This is a genomic window from Herbidospora mongoliensis (genome assembly GCF_001570545.1).
GTDB classification, from domain to species: domain Bacteria; phylum Actinomycetota; class Actinomycetes; order Streptosporangiales; family Streptosporangiaceae; genus Herbidospora; species Herbidospora mongoliensis.
On sequence record NZ_BBXD01000017.1, the window covers coordinates 355,177 to 376,076 of the forward strand.

At 68.5% G+C, this 20,900-nt stretch carries 24 protein-coding genes; 12 read left to right on the plus strand and 12 right to left on the minus strand.

Features of this window, described 5'->3' with window-relative positions; translation table 11 throughout:
- The first annotated feature begins 15 nt into the window (after nucleotides 1-15).
- The 4 genes from AW272_RS44445 (at nucleotide 16) to AW272_RS26105 (ending at nucleotide 1,736) form a co-directional block, all read left to right on the plus strand.
- Nucleotides 16-270 (plus strand): hypothetical protein, encoded by a 255-nt coding sequence (locus AW272_RS44445; RefSeq protein ID WP_157518772.1) that lies wholly within the window; start codon nucleotides 16-18, stop codon nucleotides 268-270.
- A gap of 101 nt (nucleotides 271-371) precedes the next feature.
- Nucleotides 372-1,259: a universal stress protein gene (locus AW272_RS26095; RefSeq protein WP_066370258.1), complete on the plus strand. Its 888-nt coding sequence runs from the start codon at nucleotides 372-374 to the stop codon at nucleotides 1,257-1,259.
- Nucleotides 1,249-1,512: a CBS domain-containing protein gene (locus AW272_RS26100; protein ID WP_066370259.1), complete on the plus strand. Its 264-nt coding sequence runs from the start codon at nucleotides 1,249-1,251 to the stop codon at nucleotides 1,510-1,512. The genes AW272_RS26095 and AW272_RS26100 overlap by 11 nt, the downstream gene beginning before the upstream one ends.
- Nucleotides 1,512-1,736, plus strand: coding sequence for a CBS domain-containing protein (locus tag AW272_RS26105; protein WP_066370262.1), 225 nt, complete (start codon nucleotides 1,512-1,514; stop codon nucleotides 1,734-1,736). Before AW272_RS26100 ends, AW272_RS26105 begins: the two co-directional genes overlap by 1 nt.
- A 184-nt stretch (nucleotides 1,737-1,920) precedes the next feature.
- Here the strand turns inward: AW272_RS26105 and AW272_RS26110 are convergent, their stop codons facing one another.
- The 4 genes from AW272_RS26110 to AW272_RS26120 all read right to left on the minus strand — a co-directional run bounded on the left by AW272_RS26110 (nucleotide 1,921) and on the right by AW272_RS26120 (nucleotide 6,371).
- Nucleotides 1,921-2,502, minus strand: coding sequence for a hypothetical protein (locus AW272_RS26110; protein WP_157518773.1), 582 nt, complete (start codon nucleotides 2,500-2,502; stop codon nucleotides 1,921-1,923).
- A 144-nt stretch (nucleotides 2,503-2,646) separates the two neighbouring features.
- Nucleotides 2,647-5,244 (minus strand): bifunctional acetate--CoA ligase family protein/GNAT family N-acetyltransferase, encoded by a 2,598-nt coding sequence (locus AW272_RS26115; protein WP_066370267.1) that lies wholly within the window; start codon nucleotides 5,242-5,244, stop codon nucleotides 2,647-2,649.
- Complete coding sequence (locus AW272_RS41025; RefSeq protein WP_083958673.1) at nucleotides 5,237-5,443, minus strand: hypothetical protein; 207 nt, start codon at nucleotides 5,441-5,443, stop codon at nucleotides 5,237-5,239. The genes AW272_RS26115 and AW272_RS41025 overlap by 8 nt, the downstream gene beginning before the upstream one ends.
- Nucleotides 5,444-5,729: 286 nt before the next feature.
- On the minus strand, nucleotides 5,730-6,371 hold the full coding sequence (locus tag AW272_RS26120) for a response regulator transcription factor (RefSeq protein ID WP_066370268.1): 642 nt from the start codon (nucleotides 6,369-6,371) through the stop codon (nucleotides 5,730-5,732).
- Between the two features lie 29 nt (nucleotides 6,372-6,400).
- On the opposite strand from AW272_RS26120, the gene AW272_RS42385 reads away from it, so the two are divergent.
- From AW272_RS42385 to AW272_RS26130, 3 genes are all read left to right on the plus strand, one after another.
- The gene (locus tag AW272_RS42385; protein WP_157518774.1) at nucleotides 6,401-6,538 is read left to right on the plus strand and encodes a hypothetical protein; all 138 of its coding nucleotides are present in this window, start codon (nucleotides 6,401-6,403) and stop codon (nucleotides 6,536-6,538) included.
- A gap of 102 nt (nucleotides 6,539-6,640) precedes the next feature.
- Nucleotides 6,641-7,198: a DoxX family protein gene (locus AW272_RS26125; RefSeq protein WP_066370269.1), complete on the plus strand. Its 558-nt coding sequence runs from the start codon at nucleotides 6,641-6,643 to the stop codon at nucleotides 7,196-7,198.
- 215 nt (nucleotides 7,199-7,413) lie between these two features.
- Nucleotides 7,414-8,388, plus strand: coding sequence for an Acg family FMN-binding oxidoreductase (locus AW272_RS26130; protein ID WP_066370271.1), 975 nt, complete (start codon nucleotides 7,414-7,416; stop codon nucleotides 8,386-8,388).
- Here the strand turns inward: AW272_RS26130 and AW272_RS26135 are convergent.
- Nucleotides 8,280-8,936, minus strand: a complete 657-nt coding sequence (locus tag AW272_RS26135) for a cation-transporting P-type ATPase (protein WP_083958674.1) — start codon at nucleotides 8,934-8,936, stop codon at nucleotides 8,280-8,282. The two genes, AW272_RS26130 and AW272_RS26135, sit on opposite strands and share 109 nt — an antisense overlap.
- A 385-nt stretch (nucleotides 8,937-9,321) precedes the next feature.
- Here AW272_RS26135 and AW272_RS26140 point away from each other — a divergent pair, with 385 nt between their 5' ends.
- Both AW272_RS26140 and AW272_RS26145 read left to right on the plus strand, forming a co-directional pair.
- The gene (locus tag AW272_RS26140; RefSeq protein WP_066370279.1) at nucleotides 9,322-9,792 is read left to right on the plus strand and encodes a CBS domain-containing protein; all 471 of its coding nucleotides are present in this window, start codon (nucleotides 9,322-9,324) and stop codon (nucleotides 9,790-9,792) included.
- Nucleotides 9,793-9,940: 148 nt separating this feature from the next.
- The gene (locus tag AW272_RS26145; protein WP_066370282.1) at nucleotides 9,941-10,366 is read left to right on the plus strand and encodes a pyridoxamine 5'-phosphate oxidase family protein; all 426 of its coding nucleotides are present in this window, start codon (nucleotides 9,941-9,943) and stop codon (nucleotides 10,364-10,366) included.
- Nucleotides 10,367-10,760: 394 nt separating this feature from the next.
- Here AW272_RS26145 and AW272_RS26150 read toward each other — a convergent pair whose 3' ends face one another.
- The 4 genes from AW272_RS26150 to AW272_RS26165 form a co-directional block, all read right to left on the minus strand.
- A complete protein-coding gene (locus tag AW272_RS26150) occupies nucleotides 10,761-11,294 on the minus strand; it encodes an NUDIX hydrolase (protein ID WP_218011061.1) in 534 nt (177 codons plus the stop codon).
- Nucleotides 11,295-11,518: 224 nt separating this feature from the next.
- The gene (locus AW272_RS41030; protein ID WP_157518776.1) at nucleotides 11,519-11,869 is read right to left on the minus strand and encodes a hypothetical protein; all 351 of its coding nucleotides are present in this window, start codon (nucleotides 11,867-11,869) and stop codon (nucleotides 11,519-11,521) included.
- 284 nt (nucleotides 11,870-12,153) lie between these two features.
- A complete protein-coding gene (locus AW272_RS26160) occupies nucleotides 12,154-12,534 on the minus strand; it encodes a hypothetical protein (protein ID WP_066370287.1) in 381 nt (126 codons plus the stop codon).
- A gap of 170 nt (nucleotides 12,535-12,704) precedes the next feature.
- A complete protein-coding gene (locus AW272_RS26165) occupies nucleotides 12,705-13,184 on the minus strand; it encodes a hypothetical protein (RefSeq protein ID WP_066370290.1) in 480 nt (159 codons plus the stop codon).
- Nucleotides 13,185-13,580: 396 nt separating this feature from the next.
- Here AW272_RS26165 and AW272_RS26170 point away from each other — a divergent pair, with 396 nt between their 5' ends.
- Complete coding sequence (locus AW272_RS26170) at nucleotides 13,581-16,736, plus strand: ATP-binding protein (RefSeq protein WP_218011062.1); 3,156 nt, start codon at nucleotides 13,581-13,583, stop codon at nucleotides 16,734-16,736.
- 280 nt (nucleotides 16,737-17,016) lie between these two features.
- On the opposite strand, the gene AW272_RS26175 is transcribed toward AW272_RS26170, so the two are convergent.
- Both AW272_RS26175 and AW272_RS26180 read right to left on the minus strand, forming a co-directional pair.
- On the minus strand, nucleotides 17,017-17,601 hold the full coding sequence (locus AW272_RS26175) for a DUF6461 domain-containing protein (protein ID WP_066370291.1): 585 nt from the start codon (nucleotides 17,599-17,601) through the stop codon (nucleotides 17,017-17,019).
- Between the two features lie 285 nt (nucleotides 17,602-17,886).
- Nucleotides 17,887-18,525: a TetR/AcrR family transcriptional regulator gene (locus AW272_RS26180; RefSeq protein ID WP_066370295.1), complete on the minus strand. Its 639-nt coding sequence runs from the start codon at nucleotides 18,523-18,525 to the stop codon at nucleotides 17,887-17,889.
- 61 nt (nucleotides 18,526-18,586) lie between these two features.
- Here AW272_RS26180 and AW272_RS26185 point away from each other — a divergent pair, with 61 nt between their 5' ends.
- A complete protein-coding gene (locus AW272_RS26185) occupies nucleotides 18,587-19,255 on the plus strand; it encodes a class I SAM-dependent methyltransferase (protein ID WP_066370298.1) in 669 nt (222 codons plus the stop codon).
- Nucleotides 19,256-19,559: 304 nt separating this feature from the next.
- Here the strand turns inward: AW272_RS26185 and AW272_RS26190 are convergent, their stop codons facing one another.
- Nucleotides 19,560-20,027: a group II truncated hemoglobin gene (locus tag AW272_RS26190; RefSeq protein ID WP_066370306.1), complete on the minus strand. Its 468-nt coding sequence runs from the start codon at nucleotides 20,025-20,027 to the stop codon at nucleotides 19,560-19,562.
- Nucleotides 20,028-20,266: 239 nt separating this feature from the next.
- Between AW272_RS26190 and AW272_RS42390 the strand changes: the two genes are divergently transcribed.
- Nucleotides 20,267-20,551: a hypothetical protein gene (locus tag AW272_RS42390; RefSeq protein WP_157518777.1), complete on the plus strand. Its 285-nt coding sequence runs from the start codon at nucleotides 20,267-20,269 to the stop codon at nucleotides 20,549-20,551.
- Nucleotides 20,552-20,900: the final 349 nt, after the last annotated feature.

The following is a 20,900-nucleotide window of genomic DNA, read 5'->3' on the forward strand; positions in this document are numbered from 1 at the left end:
CGCGCTGAACCGCTGGTGCCGCAGCTGGGGAGCGGAACCGGCCGAAATCGCGGCACCCATGCCGGGCGACGGACTGATCCCCGGGTCTGGTCCTTCGCCCTGCGGGAGAAGGCCGGTGTGACCCGGCTGATCAGCCGCAACCGCATCACCGTGCCCGGCGCGGGGAAGGCCCTCTACGACGCCGTCATGGTCCCGGCCAGCCTGGTCATGGAGAGCAAGATGCTGCACGGCATCAAGGACCGGGCCGAGCGCCGACTCACACGCAGGTGAGTCCCAGGCTCCGGTTTCTTTCGCCTCCCTCCGCGAGGACCTTCGTCCCTGGGGGACGGCACGTCGCACGGAGTGTCATGGAGGTAACCCCAGGAGGAGCCATGAAAGAAGCCATCGTGGTCGGTGTGGACGGTTCCCCGTCCACCGTCGCCGCCATCGAGTGGGCCGCCGACGACGCGGCCCGGACCGGACTCACATTGCACGTCGTTTTCGCCGTCGACCGGTCCCCGCATGAGATCCCCAAGTTCCCCAACCCCGATCTGGAGGATGCGCTCTCCCGTGGCGCGGCCCGCGTCCTCGACGAAGCCGCCGGGACCGCCGAGGCCAGGCAGCCCGGCATCGCCGTCGTCACCGAGCGGTTCGAGGGCAGGCCGGTGGAGGTTCTGCGCCGCGCCGCCGCCGAGGCGGTGGAGTTGGTGGTCGGCACCCGTGGCATGGGCGGTTTCGCGAGCGCGGTCGTCGGGTCGGTGAGCTCACACCTCGCCGGGCACGTGCCCGGGCCCGTGGTGGTGGTGCGGCATCTTCCGGGGCCGCGTACCGATGAGGTCGTCGTGGGGGTCGACGACTCCCCCGCCGCCGAGCCCGCCCTGGCCTACGCGTTCGAGCAGGCCAGGTCGCGACGCAGCACACTGAGGGCGGTGCGTGCCTGGCGGGAGCCGGTCTACGCGTACACGCCCGGCATCACCTACGACCTGGAGGAGATCCGGACCGCGCAGCATGCCGTGGTCGCCGGCGTTCTCAACCCGTGGCGGGAGCGGTACCCGGAGATCAAGGTCGTTGAGGACGTGCGCTTGGGACACCCCGTCACCGCCCTGGTGGACGCCGCCGAAGGCGCCGATCTCCTCGTCGTGGGCTCGCACGGCCGGGGCGCGGTCGCCTCGGCGGTGCTGGGTTCGGTCAGCAGAGGTGTGCTGCACCACGCCGGGTGCCCGGTCGCGGTCGTCCGGGCCGCCGAGCCGGTGAAGGAGACACAGGGCCATGCCCGTTGAAGTCAAGGATGTGATGGGCCGCGTCGCGATCGCCGTGGAGATGGAGGCGGAGTTCGCCGAGATCGTGGCCGCCATGCAGCGGTTCACGGTCGGCGCGGTCGCCGTCGTCGACGCCGACCGGCGCCCCGTCGGGGTCGTGTCGGAGGACGATCTGCGGTTGCGGGAGATCGTCCCCCGCAGGACGTTCGCCTCTTTCGGTCCGGGTAACCGGCGCAGCGCCGCAAGGAGCGGGCAGCGCGGGCGGCCGAGCTGATGACCTCACCCGCGATCGTCGTGACGCCGGGAACGTCGGTGAAGTCCGCCGCCCGGCTGATGCACGAGCATCGGATCAAGCAACTGCCGGTGATCGACCCGGTCACCGGGAGGGTCTGTGGCACCGTCCACCAGTTCGACCTGCTGCGTGTGTTCGTCCGTCCGGCGGCCGACCTGGAGGCCGACGTCACGGCGGCCATCCACGCGGTCGCCGTGAACCCCTGAGCCATCACCTGCGACGTCGACGGCGGAATGGTCACTGTCGCCGGTGAAATCACGGACTGGGAGCTTCGCAGGCTGCTCAAGGCCCGGCGATCATTCGCCGGGCCGGCCCTTCGCGTTCGTTCATCTGCTTTTCGACATCGGCGGTACAGCACCCGGGACTCCATTCACTTCGTCTCGGTGCGGGTTACGCAGCGAGAGCGAGGAACAGGCCCCACACGGCGACCAGTACCGCGACCGATGCGTTCCACCAGTTCGGTGTCAGCCAAGGGAAAGAGCCGCCGATGAATGCGACCGCGGCGAAGATGCCGACAGCTCGCCCGATGAGTCGGGCGCGTGTCGACCAGCTGAGCGCGACTGCGGCAACGGCGAAACCCAGGAAAGCCAGATGTAGGGCACCGAACGCCGTGCTGACGACCAGGGCCAGAACCTCGGCCGACAGTGGAATCTCAAACACCGGGTACACCAGACGCCCCATCGCGAGCAGTAGGACGACGAGAGCGATGAGGGCGACTGTGAGAGCGGTCACTCCCACGTCTATGTGCACCGACGGTCCAGCCTTGCGCGCCCCGAAGAGGCCGCGGGCACCGGCTCCCCAGCAGATGACCGCGAAGAACAACAGTTCGTCGCTCCACGACAGTAGCGAGTGACCGCGTTCGATCCACGCCGTCATCGCGACCGCCTCGGAAGGCGCACTAGGGAGCAGCGACAACAGCAGAAGGGCGACGGCGGTGAGGAGCGCCCCCACGGCCATCAGCCAGCGGTGCACCCGTAAGTCAATCGCTTGGCGCGGCATTGTGTCTCGTGCCATGGGAACGCCCATCGTTGAGTCCATTCACCAGCCGAAATCCCGGCCGTCACAGACGGCCGGGACTTGTCTGACCTGAGTGTCGCGTTCGACGGCTTCTTCCTGTCAGCGGAGTCTGCGGATGTAGGGCGAGGGCGGACGTCCGGCCGGGGCCAGCCGGATTCGGGCGTCGACGGCGACCGCACCGCCCGGGGTGACGATCACCGGGTTGAGGTCGAGTTCGGCGACCTCGGGGAGGGCGTCCATGAGCCGGCCGACCCGCCTGACCACGTCGGCCAGCGCGTGGGCGTCGGCCGGGGGGCTGCCGCGGTAGCCGTACAGGAGAGGATGCGAGCGCAGTTCGCGGATCATCGCCTCGGCTGTCGCGGCCGAGAAGGGCGGCACCCGGAAGGCGCGGTCGGCGAGCAGGTCGGCGGTGACGCCACCCATGCCGACCATGACCAGCGGGCCGAAAGCCGGATAGTTGACGCCGCCCACGATGATCTCGGTGCCCTGCTCGACCATCGGCTGGACGACGGCGCCGGTCATCTCGGCGCCGATCGACTCCCGCATCGCGACGAACGCGGCCCTGGTCTCCTCCGGGGTGGTCAGGCCGACCCGTACACCGCCGACGTCGCTCTTGTGAACGGGGCCGACGGCCTTCAGCACCACCGGGCCGCCCAGGGTGGCGGCCGCCTCTGCCGCCGCGTCGGCGTCGGACACGCTGATCGTCTGGACGAGCGGGATGCCGAAGTGCCGGAGCAGGCCGTCGAGCGCGTCGGGGGCGAGCCATCCTTCGGGCGCCTCTCCCGACAGCAGTGCCCGCGCGGTGAGGTCGTCGAAGCCGCCCGTCTCCCACTCTTCAGCGGGCGAGTTACGCCACTCGGTGTAGTCGACGACCCGGGCCAGCGCCTGAACGGCCTGTTCGGGGTAGGCGTAACACGGCACCCGGCCGTCGATGAGACCGTCTTCCCCCATGACGCAGGCGATGACCGGTTTGTGCGCGTCGCGGGTGGCTTTGGCCATCGCGTCCTTGGTGGCCGGCGCGCCGGAGCCGAAGGGCGGGGTGTAGACGACCAGGACCACATCCACCTCGGGATCGGCCAGGGCGCTCTCGATCGCCAGCCCGATCTCCTCGGCGGACGCCTCCGCGCCCAGGTCGACCGGGTTGCCGAGCGCGGCGGCCGGGAACCTGCGCCGTAGTTCGGCGCCGGGGGTGACGGTCGGGACGGTCAGACCGGCGCGTTCGCACGTGTCGGCTGTCATGGCCTCCGGGCCGCCCGAGTTGCCGACGATGGCGACCCGCCGCCCGGCGGGCAACGGCTGGGTTTCCAGCAGCCGGGCCGTGTCATACAGGTCACGGATGCTGTCGAGGCGGATCACCCCGGCGGCGCGGACCAGCGCGTCGACGGCGATGTCGGGGGTCGCGGCGGCGGCGGTGTGGGAGCGCACGGCCCGGTCACCGGCCTCCGAGCGGCCGCTCTTGACCAGCAGGACCGGCTTGTGCCGGCCCACGCGGGCGGCGATCCGGGCGAACCTGCGGGGGTTGCCGAACGACTCCAGGTAGAGGGCGATGACGCGGGTCGCCTCGTCGTCCTCCCAGTACTCCAGCAGGTCGTTGCCGCTGACGTCGGCCTTGTTGCCGACCGACACGAACGAGGAGATCGGCAACCGGTCGAGCAGCACCGCGCCGACCGCCCCCGACTGGGACAGCACCGCGACACCGCCCCGTTCCGGTGCGCTCCGCAGGAAGCTGGCGTTCAGGTGAGCGGCGGTGTTGACGATGCCGAGGCAGTTGGGGCCGATCAGGCGCATCCCCGCCGTGCGGCAGATCGTCAGGAGTTCGCGTTCGGCGTCCTTGCCGCCCTGCTCGGCGAACCCCGCAGACAGGACCACCAGGCCGCGCACGCCGGTCGCCGCGCAGTCGCGGGCCACGTCCAGGACTGCCTTGGCGGGGACCGCCACCACGACGACGTCGACATGCTCGGGCAGCAGGGCGAGTGAGGGATAGGCCGGCCAGCCGGCGATCACGTCGGCATGCGGGTTGACGGGATAGATCGTGCCGGGGAATCCACCGTCGATCAGGTTGCGCAGCACCCGGTGCCCGATCGAGGCGGGGTCGCGGCCGGCGCCGACGACGGCCACGGCGCGCGGTTCCAGCACCCGCCGCAGGGAGGCGCGTTCGGCCTCGTGGTCGCGGGCCGCGATGGTTCCGGCCAGCCGGTTTCCGGCGGTGAGCGCCACGATCACCCGGGTGTCGGGACCGCTGCGGGTGATCTCGATCGGCAGGCCCACCTTGGAGAGCATGTCGAGCATGACCTTGTTCTCGGTCAGGACGTCGGCGATGAAGCGGGTCACCCCTTCGGCCGCGGCGGCCAGGGCCAGGTGCTCGATGAGGAGTGTGCCGAGGCCGGTGCCGTGCAGGGCGTCGTCCACCAGGACGCCGATGTCGGCGGTGCCGTTCCCGGCCGGGATGTACTCGGCGACGGCGGCGAGCCGTCCCTCCACCAGGGCGACCAGCACGCGGCCGTCGTGGCCGGGCCGGATGATCCGGTCCATGTACGTGTGCGCGGTCCCCCGTCCACCGGTGAAGAACCGCAGGTAGGCGGAGGTTTCGGAGACGCGTTCGACCAGGTCGTGCAGGTGTGACTCGTCGGCGGGATCAAGGGTGCGGATGTGGGCGATGCCGCCGTCGCGCAGCAGGACGTCGCATTCCTCAGGCATGGTGGATCTCCAGTTCGGTCGCGGGACGGCGGGGCGCGCGGGGTACGGGCGGGCCGTAGCCGAACCTGATGATCATTTGTGGGTGCCCGCGCAGGTCGAGCAGGGCCGCACCGCAACTCACGTGCGGCGACCTGGCACGGGGATCCCCCACCGTCAGCCGGCGTCGTGCCCCGAGGTCGGTGGCCGGAAGAGTGATCATGGCAAAGCCTCCTTGACAGGCCCTGCTGCCAGACTCCCGCCGACGGCCCCCTGTGGTGCAGTGCCGGACGGCTCGCCGACCGGGGACTTTGGTCCATCAACCCCGACTATGCGCCAGATCAGGGCGACGCCCCTCGCGCATCAGAGTCCGCTCGGGCCCGGCGAGTCGGGTCTACGGGCGCTGACGGTGGCACTCGTCCCGGGGTCGCAGTTGGAGGGCCGCTCGACAACGCCGTACCCCCGTCCTCCGGGAGGCGCTGTCGTATGGCACGCGAAGGCGCGAGCCGTCAGTCGTGCCGGTCGGCCTGGATGCGCGCGGCCAGGGCCGCCACCTGGGTGCGGCGCTGCATGCTGAGTTTGGTGAGCAGGGCGGACACGTAATTCTTCACCGTCTTCTCGGCCAGGAACATGTGTTCGCCGATCTGGCGGTTGGTCAGCCCGCCGCCGATGTACTCCAGAATGCGGCGCTCCTGGTCGGTCAGCGCGGCCAGGGGATCCTTGCGCACCGCGTCGTCACGCAGGCGGTGCAGCATCGCCGTAGTGGTCTGCGGGTCCATCAGCGACTGGCCCCCCGCCACCGTGCGCACGGCGCCCACCAGGTCAGACCCGTGGATCTGCTTGAGGACATAACCCGCCGCGCCCGCCATCACGGCCTGGAACAGCGCCTCGTCGTCGGCATAGGAGGTCAGCATGAGGCAGGCCAGACCGGGCACCCGGTTGCGCACCTCCCGGCAGACCTCCACGCCCGAGCCGTCGGGCAGCCGCACGTCGAGCACCGCGACATCGGGGCGCAGCGCGGGAATGCGCGCGATCGCCGACTCCGCGGTACCGGCCTCGCCGATCACCTCGATGTCGTCCTCGCTGTCCAGGAGCGCGGCGACACCACGCCGAACGACCTCGTGATCATCAACAAGAAATACCCGAATCATGCCATCAATTTACTTTTATTGGACAAACCGTGACAGAGGCTAAGGTCCTATGCGCGGAGACCGAGTACACCCCGGTCGTGCCGGCCTACCAGGCGTGGACCTCCCGGGTCTTCCGCCGGCGGCTGACCGCGCCCAAGGACGAAAGTCCCGTGCCGGAGAGGTCTTGAGGACCGCGGCGGAGAGCCTTCCAGCACTGAGTGCGGACCCCGGAAAACGATGTCATTGAAAGTGCGACAACGAGCGAGAGAATCCTCCGAAAGGGGCTCACCATGGCCACCACGCACGGACGCCGCACCTTCAACACCACCCCCCTCGCCACCCCCCAGGCGGCCACCCCCGCCACGCGCCTCGTGGACCAGGTCTGGGCCGTCGCCCGCATCGCCCTCGGCTGGATCTTCCTCTGGGCCTTCGTCGACAAGCTCTTCGGATTCGGCTTCGCCACCCCCGCCGCCAAGTCGTGGATCAACGGCGGCAGCCCGACCACCGGCTTCCTGAAGGGCGCCGCAGACGGCCCGCTGGGCGGCTTCTACAACGCGCTCGCCGGGCACGCCCTGATCGACTGGCTGTTCATGCTCGGTCTCCTGGGCGTCGGCGTCGCGCTGATCGCCGGCATCGGCCTCCGCGCCGCCGCCGTCGCGGGCACGCTGATGATGGTCATGATGTGGGGCGCCAGCCTCCCCCTCGACAACAACCCCTTCATGGACGACCACATCGTCTACGCCATCGTCCTCATCGGCCTGGCCGCCACGGCGGCCGGCGACACCTGGGGCCTGGGCCGCCGGTGGGCCCGCCTCCCCATCGTCCAGAAGTACCCGATCCTCAAGTAACAGCGCACGCATCGCCGACGACGCCACCCGGATCTCCGGAAGGGCGTCGTCGCGTTTCCAACGGCCCTCCCGCTCGGGACCTGGATCCCTGGGAGGGCCGCTGCGTGCGGACGACGATCGAAGCATGGACACGCTGGAGAAAGTCGACTGGACGTGGCCGCAAGAAGGGCCCTTCGTCCCTGACCATCGCCGGACGCGAGTGGTGGAGTGAAGACATGACGAGCCAAACGATCCCACTGCGCTCCGTGGTCCAAGCTGCCGTCTGGGCCCCGTCGGTCCACAACACCCAGCCATGGTCCTTCGTGATCGAGGGAGACGAGATCCGGCTCCGCGCCGACACCGACCGCCGGTTGAGCGTCTCCGACCCCACCGGCCGCGAGATGTTCATCAGCTGCGGCGCCGCCGTGTTCACCCTGCGGACGGCGCTGCGTGCCCTCGGCTGGGAAGCGATCGTCCACGTCCTGCCCGACCCCGACCGGCCCGTTCTGGTCGCCACGGTGAAGCCCGGCGATCCCGTGGATCCCGACGAACACACCCTGCTGCTGCACGCCGAGATCACCCGCCGACGCACACATCGGGCCGGCTTCTCCGGCCTGCCGGTATCGGAGCCACTTTTGGACGCGATGGTCCGGCACGCGGGCGACGAGGGCGCCCGGCTGACCCTCGTCGACGGGCCCGCGGAACGGGTGCTCGCGGCGCTCACCACCGCCGCGCAGTTGACGGCGAGGCGGGACCGCACCCAGAACCTCGAACTCAGACGCTGGGGACGCCCGCCCGGCAGCGGCTACGGAGACGGCGTCCCCGCCGACGCCTACCCGAACGCCCCGCGCCGCACCCACCCCCACTTCGAACAGCGCGACTACGCCGCCGACAACCCCTGGGGCAACTCCGACGAACAGGTCTCGGCCGCCACGACAGGCCAGGTGGCCTTGGTCACCACCTCGGGAGACGCGGTGGCCGACTGGATCACCGCCGGTCAGGCCCTCCAGCACGTGCTCCTCCACGCCTCGGCGTACGGGGTGGGGGCGGCCTTCCACACGCAGGCGCTCGAGTTCCCGCCGCTGCGATCGTTCATCGCCGACTACCTGTGCGCGGGCGAGCGGCCCCAGTTGATCATTCGCCTGGGATACCCGCTGACCGAGACCGCAGGTGTCCGCCGCCGAATCGAGGACGTCCTCGACGAAGACTGACCGCGACAGCGTGGCCGGCGGGTCAGCACGGATCCGTCGCACTCCAGGCCGGCCACCGACAGCAGCCGGACGTCCGCCGGGACGATGTCGCCGAGGCGCAGGTCGACGACGTCTCCGGGGACGAGGCGGGTCACCTCGACCTGCACGGAGCGGCCGTCACGTAACACCAGTGACTGATGGCGGATCTGCGATTGGAGCGCCTCGGCGGCCTTCTCGGCCCGGTACTCGTTGAAGAACTCCAGCCCGGCCGACGCCGCCACGATGACGCCGATGATCACAGCGTCGGAGCGTTCCCCGACGAAGTACGACACCACAGCCGCGATCAGCAGCAACACCAGGAGCGGTGATCGGATCTGGTACCACAACACCGGCAGCAGCCGGGCCCGGTGCGAGGTGACGGCGTTCGGCCCGTATCGGGCCCGGCGGACATCAGCCTGGGCCGGGGCCTGGGAGAGACCGTCCTCGTCGGCGTCCAGCCCTCGCAGCACGTCCGCCCCGGGAAACGAGGCGACCTCGTCCACAGTTGCGGGCTTGTTCAACGTGATCATCTCCTGTGGCCGACCGGCCGCCAGGGCGACGAGAGCGTATACCGGCTGTCCGCCTCCGCTCTGGCCCGATCGAGCTGACCGATCAGGAACCGGAAGTCACCCCAAACCAGGACCAAGGTCACCTCGATCCGACTGTCTTCGACCCCGGCACGAGAGGACCCTGCGGAATGCGACGGAGGAAATGCCGAGGGAGCCCATCGTGGTCGGGTGTGGACCTGATGATCGTGGTGGCGTGGGTCGTCCATCCCGAGCAGCGACCGAGGTCCGCCCCTTTCAGGACCTTCGGCCCAGGCGCCGCACCCCCGCCGCGCGATGCAATGGAGACGGAGCAGGGCCCGCGCCCGCCGTACCCCTCACGGCGATCGTGGCCAAAGGAGGGAACGCCATGACCAGCCTGAACACCCTCACCGCGAGAGACGTCATGACCCGGGTCGTCGTCACCGTCGCCCCAGACGAGTCACCGCTCATGGCCTGGGAGCTGATGCGCCGGGCCGGCGTCCACCACATCCCGATCATCAGCGCGGGTCAGCACCTGCACGGCCTGCTGTCGACACAAGACCTCGCCGACAACTGCACGGGCACTTTGGCCGATCTGTCTCGTCGCCAGGTGGGCGATCTCGTGAAGACGGAGCGCACACCACGGGTCGGGCTGGACCGCTCGCTCGGCACGGTTGCCGAGACGATGCTCGACTCGGCCCGGAACGCCGTTCCCGTAGTGGACGAGCACGGCCGGGTGGTCGGCGTCATCACCGCGGTCGACGTGCTGCGCGCGGTCGCCGGCCGGATCAGCCCCGAGTCGCGTCACGAGCCCAGTGCGGTGCATCCCGCGCTGTTCCGACTGCAGCCCGTGCTCTAGCGTCACAGCGCTGATTTCCCCTGTCCTCCCCGGCTCCAAATCATGCTCCGAGGGGCAGCGAAATGGCACGTATTCCGCTTCGCCCCTGACCAACAGGGCCTCCACAGGTCGCAAAGGCCTTTCTGTCAGCAGAGAAAAGGAGTACACAATGGAGGGCAAACAGAATCTCGACGCCGGCACACTGGAAGTGTTGAGCGAAAAGGAGTGCCTGCGGTTGATCGGCACCGATGGCATCGGCAGAGTGGCCTTCGGAGGTGCACCCGGCCCCACCGTGTTCCCGGTGAATTACCGCTTGCTCAACGGTGAAATCGTCTTCCGGATTCGTCAAGGCGGCACCATGGACGAGAGCCTCCGGTCCGGCATCGATGACATGGACATCAAAATCGCCTTCCAGGCCGACCACATCGACGAGATCAACCACGAGGGCTGGAGCGTCCTGATCCAGGGCCCCGCCCACCACGTGACGGATGGCGACATCGAGGCGGATGTGGATTCCTGGGCGGGAGACGACCGCGACCACTACATCCGTATCGCCCCGCAACGCGTAACCGGCCGACGGATCAACCGGCTCTGATCCTGGCTTCGGCAGGTCGGTGGCTGCCACCGACCTCGCCGGCCAGGGCCGCACAGGAGGGTTCAAATCCCTGACACCCCACCACGTATGACCTGATTTGACCGGTGATTTGCCCGGTTGGGGCGTCGGCGAGGTGAGATCGTCCATGGTTGCTCGGTGGTTGCTCATGGGCACGATGCGGGCGCGCGGCGGCCGGTCCCGGACCCTGCAATGTCCGAATTGTCGCGCTGGCCAACAGGGTCACCGCCGCCGAGATGGGCCTTGGACCATCGCCACGTCATGCCACAGCCAAGGACTCACTACCCCGCCGCAGCCGGGAGCCAAATCCGACTCACCCGAGGCTGAGGGAATCGGGGCATGCAGCTGAGCTACCCACTCGACATGATGCCGCCGATCAGCCAGCCGACGGCCGACCCTCGTTCCCGAATACCAAATATCGGCGCAACGCCTCTCGCCCACCGGGAACGAAAGGCCATCGATCAACGACCTCCCGCACTTCGAGCTCTGTGAGCCAGGCGTGCCAAGCGATCTCGGACGGATCGGGAAGCAATGGCTCAGTGATCACGGCCTCGTGCACCCCGAACCAGACAGGGCTGAACCCATCCCGGCACAGGAACTTGAACATGAAACGCACCGGGGCGCCGGCGCCCAGCTCCTCGGACAGCTCGCGGGCTGCCGCGTCCTCATACGACTCGCCCACGTTCACGGCACCCCCGACCATCACGTCATAGTGGCCGGGAAAGCGAGTGTGCTGCTCCGCTCGCCGCAGCACGAGGATCCGCCGCATCGGATCGCGGCAGATCGTCGTCGCGATCCGATGCATCCATCGCCGACGCTCCGCCTCCGCGCGATCCACGACCCCCAGCACGCGGTCCACTTCATCCACTCGCTCGACCAGCTCGCCCACGCAGGACACGATCTCAGTCACCACCGACAACCTGGTCTACGAGCACCCCAAGCCGGCGACCCGCATCACATGACCTGCCCGGAAACGCAACACGAGCGACGACCCCCAGCCCGACGTCGCGGGGCGGCGGAGCCAGGTGAGCGGCCAGTAAGGCCCGGTCCTCAGGCGCGAACTGCGGAAACGATCCTCAGCCGTTCGCAGCGGTGATCACTCGCCCCAGACCTTCGCATTCCTCTGCCACGTCGTCACAACCACGCACCGCCGGCATCGGTCACGACGACAACGATCAACGAGGTGAGCTCGTCTCGCCATAGCCAGTTATCCACGTCCCGAACCACTTCGGCGAGCCGGTCAAGAGGGATGAGAACGGCTTCGTTGGGATCGGGAGGCGATGCCGGGAGGGTGCGCACCTCCACCAAGCCATGGCGCGCCAGGGACATGAGCGCATCCGCGAGGCGTGGCACTGCTGCGATTCGCTCATCTTGAGTGCCGTCGTGCGTCAAGGTCGCAGCCAGCTCCCACAGCGGGACGTTGTCCGCATCCGCTTCCTCCAACACGAAATGCTCGACATGCGTAAAGCCCACAAAGTCAGTCACGAGCACATTCTGGTTGAGGGGTGGGGATTCGCATCCCTCGTGGGTGCGCCACTCGACGCCCGCAACGTCCGATGAGCCTTCCGGAAGATCCTCAAGGAGGCCGGTCTTCCCGCCGCCGACTGGACTCCACGGGAGATGCGCCACAGCTTCGTCTCGCTGCTCTCCGACTCCGGCGTACACCTGCTCGGAGATACTCGACCGGGCGCCAGCCGCCGTATCGGCTCGCCGAGCCGAGGTCTGCTCGGTAAGCACGAGGAACGACGGGCGCCTTGAGAGCCGGTGGGTCATTTCTCCAGGTGGCCGACCAGCTCGACGCCTTCCTGAGTTACCCCGCTCGACGAACGTTCCCGGGCTCGATCCAGTGAGAGAACATAGCCCCCCGCACACAGCACGTGCCCGCCCTCACCACCCACACCGAACGAGTAGCCGTGCAGGTACCCTCGTCCACTGCTGCCGAAGCCGGCCAGATGGAACATCCCCTCCAAGGCCTCCGGGCTGGATCTCTCCACGATCAGCGGGGGCCCGTACTGCCCCCGCAAGGTCATCGCCGCCACGGCGATGAAGACGAGGTCGAGGGTCTTCTCGTCGCCCTCCGCGAGGCTTTTGAGTATCAGGTGGGCATGGGACGCGCTGAAGGACCAGAGCACGAAGCCTCGCTCGTACACGAGCGGGAGCCGAATCAGCGTTCTCTCGCTTTACTCAAATGGATTCCTCGCCGGCAGATCGTCCAGCTCCCATCCAGTCGCGTTGTCCACGCCGGGTTCGGTCACTTCGCCCCAGATATCCGTACGCCCTGGCCCTGTTCGCCGCCTCGATCTCGAACCAGGTCGTCCACCTAGATCACGACGACCAGGAACGCCGTCAAGCCCAGTGTCGCCGCCACGAAGCCCCATGTGCGCCGGTTGACTCTGGCCTCCTGCCAGGAGCAGCGAACCAGGATGACCGCGATGACCAGAGCGGCGACCAGGTGTACCCACGTGTTGCCGACGAGGGTCATCAGCAGGCCGAGCGCGAACACGACGGGGCCCAAACCGTAGCGGCCGAGCAGCGCCCAGACGACCGCGACGGCCAGGAGCATCGTGGAGACATCCCCGTGGAGCACTCGTGAGAGTAGACCGTCTCTCGCGTTGTAATAGCTCACCATCGAATAGATGGAGCTCAAAGACCCGTCGGGGGCGAAGGCCGGTATGGGCTGCGTCATCGAATAGATCCCGGTGCCCATGAGAACCAGGAAAAGGCACAGAAGCACCTCGCCGGTCAATTGCCGCGCGCGATCCACGGTGGCCCACGTGGTGCTCAGTAATCGAATGGTCATGCGGCGAATGATTTCATGCGAAGTCCAGGTATCAGAACGGCGTCCGCCCGCTCTGTAGGCGCAGAACCACCACACGTTCTACGACGCACGCGCATGAGGTCCACGATCTGATCGGGTGCTGGGCGGGGACACCGCGACCTCGCTGCTCGAACTGACCTGGATCGAGGTCACCGGACTGCCCCGCGTCGCAGCCGTGCTGCGGGAACGTTCCGACCTCTTGACGGAGGCCCGGCGTGCCGGGGAGCAGGTCTACGCGGACACCGTGATGACCGATCCGGAACTGTTGGCCGTGCTCATCGGAGCCCTTGTTGGGGTTACTGCGGGCGGCTACCCTGACGATCAGCTACCGTGCCGCGTAGCCGCCGTCCGACAGCTCGTCTTCCGGGGTGGTAAGGCGTGGCAATCCCGACCGTGGTTCACGAGCGTGCACTCCGGATCGAGGTCCTCGGTCCGTTGCGGGTCTGGCGGGACGGCGTCGAGCTGGATACCGGCCCTCGGCAACAGGCCTTCCTGTTCGCGCTGCTGCTGGCCCACGTCGGCCGACCCGTCAGTACGAGCCAGTTGCTCGACCTCATCTGGGAAAACGACGTGCCGGCCAGCGCGCTCAACATCGTCCACAAATACGTGGGTGCGCTCCGCCGGCTCCTCGAACCATCGCTGCCCGCGCGGGAGAGCGGGTCCTACCTGCAGCGCCGAGGTAACAGCTACCTGTTCGCGGCCGAGTGCGAGGCCCTCGATCTCGTCCTGTTCCGCCGCCGGGTGAGGGAGGCCGGGGCCGCCGTGGCCGAGCAACGGCCGACGGCCGCGCTCGCCTGCTACGTCGACGCCCTCGGGTTGTGGCGCGGGTCCACGACCCAAGATTGGAGTCACGGGACCGCCGCCATGTCGACGTTCGTCGCGCTCGACCACGAGTTCCTCGACGCCTGCACCGCGGCGGCCGAGGTCGCGATCTCGCTGGGCCAGCCGGAGCGTGTACTCCAGCCCCTTCGTCTCGCCGCGTCGTTGGCTCCCCTGCACGAGCCGGTCCAGGCCGCCCTCGTCACGGTCCTGGGGGCTGCCGGACACCAAGCCGAGGCGTTGTCCGCCTACCTGCAGGTCCGCGCGCGGCTGGTTGAGGAACTCGGCATCGACCCCGGTCAGGCGCTGCGGGACGCCCACCAGCGGGTGCTGGGTTCCAGCGTCCAACCCCCGCGGGCCGCCGCCGACCCGATTGACGGCGGGCAGTCACCGCTGGCGGCCGCCGGGCTTGTCGGCCGGGTCAAGGAGCTCGCTGTGGTGTGGCAGGCGGTGGAGTCCGCTCTGGCCGGCCGCACCGGGCTCGTACTGGTGGAGGGCGAGCCGGGAGTCGGCAAGACGCGGCTGGTCGAGGAAGTGACCGGTGCGGCCCACAGGCGAGGCGCACACGTCGTGTGGGGCAACTGCCTGGAGGACGCCGGCGCACCGTCGATGTGGCCGTGGGTGCGAGCCATCGGCACGGTCCTGGACGCCCTGGAGCCGACGTCGCGCGAGAAGTGGCTGGCCAGCGAGCTCGGCAACCTCGTCGAGTCGGACGACCGGGTGCCGGTCGAGCCGGAGCAAGCCGACGCCGGGGGCCAATTCCGCCTGTTCGAACGTGTCCTCGCGCTGCTCCGCGAGGTCTCCGCCGCGCGGCCGGTCGTCCTCGTCATCGACGATCTCCAGTGGGCCGACGTCGCTTCCCTGCAGCTGTTCGGTCACTTGGCCGTCCGGCTGCCGAGCGGCGTCGCGATCATCGGCACGTTTCGCGACCGCGCCCCCATACCGGGGACGAGGTTGTCCCGGCTGCTCGCGGCGACCAGCCGGGTGTCCGGTCATCGCCGCATACGCGTCGGCCCACTGGGACCGGCCGGGGTCGCCGAACTCATCCGCCGCGAAACCGGCCGCGACCTCGGGGACGGCGTCGTGGACAGCATCCACGCGCGCACGGCCGGCAACCCGTTCTTCGTCCGAGAGCTGTCCCGGCTGCTCGCCGCGGGGGGCGACATCAGCAGGGACGGGGCCGTGCCGTCGACCGTGCGGGACGTCGTGCGCGACCGCGTCTCGCACCTCGACGACGAGGCGCACGACCTGCTCCAAGCCGCGGCCCTCATCGGCCGCGACGTCGACCTCGGCCTGCTCGCCCGCGTCACCGGGCTCGACACCCAGACCTGTCTCGACCGACTGGAGCCCGTCGATCACCTCGGCCTGCTCGGGCCGACTCCCGGGAACCCGTTCTCGCTGCGTTTCACCCACGACCTGGTCCGCGAGTCGGTCGCCACGGCCACGTCACCGCACCGGGTGATCCGGCTGCATCTCCGCGTGGCGGACGCGCTGGAAGCCACCGAAAGCAGCGTCGAGTCCGTCGCCGAGCGCGTCGCCCACCATCTCTGGGCCGCCGGCCCCCTGGCCAACCCGTCCCGGACCGCGAGTGCGCTCATCGGCGCCGGTCGCCGGGCGGTCGCCAAATCCGCTCTCGAAGCGGCCCAGCAGCATCTCCGGTCGGCGACACAGGTGGCCCGCTCGGCGGGCCTGGCCGAGCTCGAACTGTCCGCGCTGTCACAACTCACCGCTGTCATCGGCAGGGGGCCCGGATACGCGGTCGACCTCCTTGAACGCGCCGAGCATCTGGCCCGCGATCTCGGCCGCGAGGAGGAGGCCCTCAACTTCCGGCTGTCCCGCCACGCGGCCACCTTCGAGGCTCTACAACTCGACCGCGCCAAACAGTTGGCCCGGCAGTTTCTCGACCAGACCGGTGCGTCGGCCGATCCCGTCCTACGCGCCTACGGCCTGCAAACGTGGGCCATCTACCAGTGGGCCATCGGCGAGATCGGCAGCGCGTTCGAATACCAGAACCGGTCGGACCGCACGCTGCTCGAAGACATCGCCGGCTACAACGAGTTTCCCCTGCGACGCGATCTCCATCTGATCTCGGCCGGCCTGCACGCGGAGATCTCCGCGCTGCACGGAGACCTCGACGCCGCCCGGCCGGTGCTCGACATGCTGGAAGCCGCCGGCGACGACCCCTACGCGATCACGCTCTGGGCCGCGTTCGCCTCCACGATCGCGGCGCTCGCCGGCGACCCCGCCTGGGCACTGCGCACGGCCGAACGAGGCCTCGCCGAAGACCCCGGCTTCTCCTTCGCCTTCTTCGGCGCCCATCTGCGGATGAACCGCTGCTGGGCGCGAGCCGTGACGGGCCACGACCCGGCCGGGGCCGCAGCCGAGGCCGAAGCCGTCCTGACGGCGAAACTGCTCGACCCGCCGCTCACCGGCCTGGCCACCTGGTACGGCCTGATCGCCGACATGTGGCTCGCCGCCAGCCGGCCGGACACCGCCGCCGCCACGCTCGACCGGGCCGATCAGGTCGTCGAGACCTACGGCGAGCGTTATGCCGAGGGATTGCTGTTACTGCTGCGGGCCCGGCTGCTGATGGCCGAAGGCGCCCGCGTCGAACTGGCCCGGGCGGCGGCCGAGCGGGCCCGCGCGCTGTCCGCCGAGCGGGGAGCTCACCTCTTCGCCCACCGGGCTGAGCAACTGATCCGAGAGCTTGGCTGACGCCGCGCGTCACGCATCGAAATCGGCGCAGGCCGTGAGCTTGTTCCGTTCCGCCGGCCGAACGGCGGATGCCCAGATCGGCCAGGAAGCGCTGTGGTGCGCGAACTGGTGTTTTTGATGATGCGGGCGGCGAGTGAGGTGAACACCTCGTCGAAGACCGCGGTGAACTTGGCGTCGTGGTCGCGAATGAGGAACTGACTCCAGCACGGTCCGGTGCGACGTGGAGCCGGACTGAGCCTGGCTCTTTTGAGGATGTCGCATACATGCGGGACACGACAATCTATTCGGGACGGACGGGTGAGATCGGGCCGCCGGCGAAAGTCAGCTCTTCGAGGAGCCGGGGAGTCATGGTGATGCCGGTGAGGTCCTCGGCCCACATGAAGACCGGGCCGACGTTGATCTCGGGCATTCCCGGGAACCGGGCGTCGGAGCGGGCCAGGATCGGGGCGAACGTCGCCGGCATCTGGTCGGGCATGACCATCTGTTCGTCGATGACGAAGCCGTCCTCGCCGTAGAAGCCGACCTCGGTCCGCCCGTCTTCGACCCAATGGAAGTAGTAGATCCCGGTGATGTCCTGCAGATAATGGGCGACGACCCGGGTGCCCGCCGACAGCGACTCGACCATTCCGTCGTAGAAACCGACCATGTTGTTGTCGACGATCAACGTCCACTCACCAAGAGAGGCGACGGCGGCCAGCGTGACGCCCTCACTGCCCCAGGATTGGGTCCGCGCGACCTTCTCGACGGACATGGGGGCGAAGGTGGCGATGTCCCCGCCGAAACAGGCGACGACGTCGGCGGGAGACACGCCCCTGACGTAGGTCAGGGTGACGTGATCGAGTGAGTTGGCCAGGTCGCGGTACATGCGCGGCATGATCTCAGGACGTACCGACAAATCAGGCTTGTGGGGTCACGAGGTGGTACAGGGAGGCGAGTCGAGCTCGCTTCGCTCGGTCACTGGCCTGAAGCCCAGTCCTGGGGGGCGGCTTGTTGGGCTGGATCCCGCGAGGACTTTGCATTTACCGAAGATCCCACCAGCACCCTGCACTGGCCCACACTCATCAGGCGACGCCGTCAGCCTGTGGAGAGGCTCGGAGGGTCCCCGACATTGTCCAGTTGCAGATCTTGGGGGGTTGATCCGTCGGTCCGTCTACCCAGGGTCGGCGCAGAGTTGGGAGGTCAAGGCGGTGCGGGCCCATGCTTCCCACGTGTCCGGTGACCAGTCGCGGTCGCGGACGAAGATCAGGTAGAGCTGCGGGCTGAGCAGGCCGAACAGCAGGTCCGCCGCCATCTCGACGGAGAGGCCGGGACGGGTGCCGGGCTTGCCGACCAGCGCTTCGGCCGCTGCGTACTGCACGGTGTAACGCGGGTCGGGGCCCTCCGGCCACTGTGCGGCGATCTCAGGGTCGGTGGCCGCGGCAGCCGCGATCAACGGCATGATCGGGGCGACCCGGCCCAGGATCTCGCGGGTGCCGTGGACGTGCGCGCGCAGTTGCCCGGCTGCGGTGGGCTCGGCGCACGCGGCGCGAAACCACTCACGATCCATGGTGGCGACGGGCTCGGTGTCTCCGGCGATGGACGTGTCGACGACGTCCTTGAACAGCGTGCGCTTGTTGCGGAAGACGAAGTAGACCGTCTGGACGGCCACGCCTGCCCGGTCCGCGACCTCCTGCAGGCTCGTCGCCCCGTAACCCTGCGCGACGAACAGTTCGCGAGCCGCCCCGATGACCTTTTCACGGGTGAGGCGTGAGCGCTCGGCTCGCTTGTCCGGCCGCTTGACGTGGTCCATGTTGCGAGTATATCTCTAGAGTTCATCACTAGAGTTCAACTCTAGATTCTTGGAGGAGACAATGGACCAGCCCCTCACCACCCAGAAGTCAGGCCCGGACCTGACCTCACCGCAGCGAGACCAGGAGGAGGAGTCCGTCCACCGCGCACTGGAGGGCTATTACCGCGCCGGCAAGCCGCCGTGGGACACCGGCGTGACACCGCCCGAGCTGGTCACCCTGGTCGAGGGGCCCGGCGCGCTGCCGCCCGGCCGCGCTCTCGAACTCGGCTGCGGCACGGGGACCAACGCCATCTACCTCGCACAGCACGGCTGGGAGGTGGCGGCCGTCGACCTGTTCGACCACGCCGTCGACCAGGCCAGGGAAAAGGCCGAGGCGGCGGGAGCGGCGGTACGGCTGCTGCACGGAGACGCCACCCGCCTCGACGAACTGGACGCGCCCGGTCCCTTCGACCTGTTCTTCGACCTGAGCTGCTACTGCGGGATCCCACTGCACCGCCGCGACGCCTACGCCACCGGGCTCACCCACCGCGCCGCTCCCGGAGCACGGCTGCTGATGTTCGGGTACGGCCCCGAACCGCTCGGCAATCCGATCCCCGAGGTCACGTCGTGGGCGGCGGGCGTCACAGCCGACGAACTCCGCGCCAGGTTCGCCGGCTGGGAACTACTCGACGTCACACCGGGCACCAACTCGGTGCCGACCTTCTGGTTCACGCTGCGCCGCGACGCCTAGAGAGTCGGTGATGTGGCTGAACGGGCCCCTGCTTCCCACCCACTCCCCGCAGAACAGGCACGTGCAGAGCTGGGCACCGACATTTCCGTGCGACTGAAGGGAGACATCCGCGAAAGGGTCCAAGGTCGGGCGAAGCGCTCAAAGTGTCCGCGTCTCGAAGGACCGTCAGCACATCGTGGTGTTCGTACAGCAAGACCTGCGGCGCAGTGAACTCCAGCTTCGCCCCACGTTCGAGGCGCGCCGACGTCGGAACCCAAGATCAGCCCATGGACCGGATCCTAGCTCCGCAGTGAACGCGAAGCCTTCAGGGCTGATAGGGCGGTGCCACTCCCCACCCCCAGTGGGGAACCGGAGCCTGCGTCGGCGGGGTGGCGCCGGGCTGCGAGTTCTCCACCGCCAGCCGGGTTCCCCACTCGACGTAGCTGGCGAAGGCGGCCCGGAACTCGGGATCGGCAGGAAGGTTCACCTCGTCGGCCGCGTCCATGAGCAGGTTCACCCAGCGCCGGCGCTGGGGCTCGGTAACGCCCTTGCCGAGATGGTGAGCGAGCATGTGCGGGTAGCCGCCGCGTTCACGCGTATAGGAGTCCGGCCCACCGAAGACTTCGGCGAGCCACATGGCCACGTAGCGTGGATGGCCCGCGTCCATGTGCGCGAACAGCGGCCCGATCAGGTCGTCCTTGCGGACCAGGCCGTAGAAGACGTCCGTGAGTCGCTCGAACGCCTCCGAACCGCCTGCCCACTCATACAGAGTCGGAGGTTCGTTTTCAGTCATGTAAGCATGTAATCACACACTTTTCGGTCATGTTTGCGACCGGGCTTATGTTCATGATCACGTAACTATGATCGCGGCAATCCCGGGATGGGGTGACAGGGGGTTCAGAGCCCTCAACAGCGCGGCAACCGGACGCTGTATCGCCCCACTCACTGAACGAGGCCACATCGGGTCTCCGCCAGATAACGATTTCCGGCCCGGTTTGCCCGGCTCGTCGTCGCCGGCCCATTCTGCAGGCCGTGAGCTTGCGGCGACGACTGTGGGCGTGGTGGCGCTCGATCGCGCAGACCGAGGCATCGTCGGGTGCGTTAGCCGGATTGGCCCTGCCCCATGGGAACGTTTCCCGGACCCCTCTTGTGATGGAGGCGGTACGCGCCCTCGCCGTGCAGACCCTTTATGACCGCTACGGCGCCGCCCTGTACACCCAAGCCGCCGACGATCCCGCGCTCAGCGCCGCGATCACCGAGTACGCCGCGAGCCTGCGAACGATGATGAGGGAGGTCGAGGATGGCGGGCCTACCTGATGAGCCACGCCCAAGAACTTTCTGATCCGGCTGCTGGACGACGCGGTCCAGGCAGGGCTGACCGGCAAGTCAGGCACGGTCGACGGACCCCAGGTACTGACCGAGCTCGGCGCGCTGTTCCAACTCGGCTTCAATTAAGGACTGATCCGGATCACGGCCTCAAACGACACCTCCCAGTGAATCTGGTCACCTGGGGTGGCGAACGCCAGACCTCAAGGCCTAAGTGGTCCAGCTCGGACCGGAAGTTTCCGGCTTTTCCTCCCATATAGATAGGTAGCCATGTGTGGGGCGGCCACCTAGTGGGCGTGGAAACTTCGTCTAGTGGTGTGCGTCGCCGGTGTGACCAGGG

Coding starts and splice junctions, on each gene's coding strand:
- AW272_RS26095 (WP_066370258.1), top strand. CDS start 372: ATGAAAGAAGCCATCGTGGTCGGTGTGGACGGTTCCCCGTCCACCGTC.
- AW272_RS26100 (WP_066370259.1), top strand. CDS start 1,249: ATGCCCGTTGAAGTCAAGGATGTGATGGGCCGCGTCGCGATCGCCGTG.
- AW272_RS26105 (WP_066370262.1), top strand. CDS start 1,512: ATGACCTCACCCGCGATCGTCGTGACGCCGGGAACGTCGGTGAAGTCC.
- AW272_RS26115 (WP_066370267.1), bottom strand. CDS start 5,244: ATGCCTGAGGAATGCGACGTCCTGCTGCGCGACGGCGGCATCGCCCAC.
- AW272_RS41025 (WP_083958673.1), bottom strand. CDS start 5,443: ATGATCACTCTTCCGGCCACCGACCTCGGGGCACGACGCCGGCTGACG.
- AW272_RS26120 (WP_066370268.1), bottom strand. CDS start 6,371: ATGATTCGGGTATTTCTTGTTGATGATCACGAGGTCGTTCGGCGTGGT.
- AW272_RS26125 (WP_066370269.1), top strand. CDS start 6,641: ATGGCCACCACGCACGGACGCCGCACCTTCAACACCACCCCCCTCGCC.
- AW272_RS26130 (WP_066370271.1), top strand. CDS start 7,414: ATGACGAGCCAAACGATCCCACTGCGCTCCGTGGTCCAAGCTGCCGTC.
- AW272_RS26135 (WP_083958674.1), bottom strand. CDS start 8,936: ATGATCACGTTGAACAAGCCCGCAACTGTGGACGAGGTCGCCTCGTTT.
- AW272_RS26140 (WP_066370279.1), top strand. CDS start 9,322: ATGACCAGCCTGAACACCCTCACCGCGAGAGACGTCATGACCCGGGTC.
- AW272_RS26145 (WP_066370282.1), top strand. CDS start 9,941: ATGGAGGGCAAACAGAATCTCGACGCCGGCACACTGGAAGTGTTGAGC.
- AW272_RS26165 (WP_066370290.1), bottom strand. CDS start 13,184: ATGACCATTCGATTACTGAGCACCACGTGGGCCACCGTGGATCGCGCG.
- AW272_RS26175 (WP_066370291.1), bottom strand. CDS start 17,601: ATGTACCGCGACCTGGCCAACTCACTCGATCACGTCACCCTGACCTAC.
- AW272_RS26180 (WP_066370295.1), bottom strand. CDS start 18,525: ATGGACCACGTCAAGCGGCCGGACAAGCGAGCCGAGCGCTCACGCCTC.
- AW272_RS26185 (WP_066370298.1), top strand. CDS start 18,587: ATGGACCAGCCCCTCACCACCCAGAAGTCAGGCCCGGACCTGACCTCA.
- AW272_RS26190 (WP_066370306.1), bottom strand. CDS start 20,027: ATGACTGAAAACGAACCTCCGACTCTGTATGAGTGGGCAGGCGGTTCG.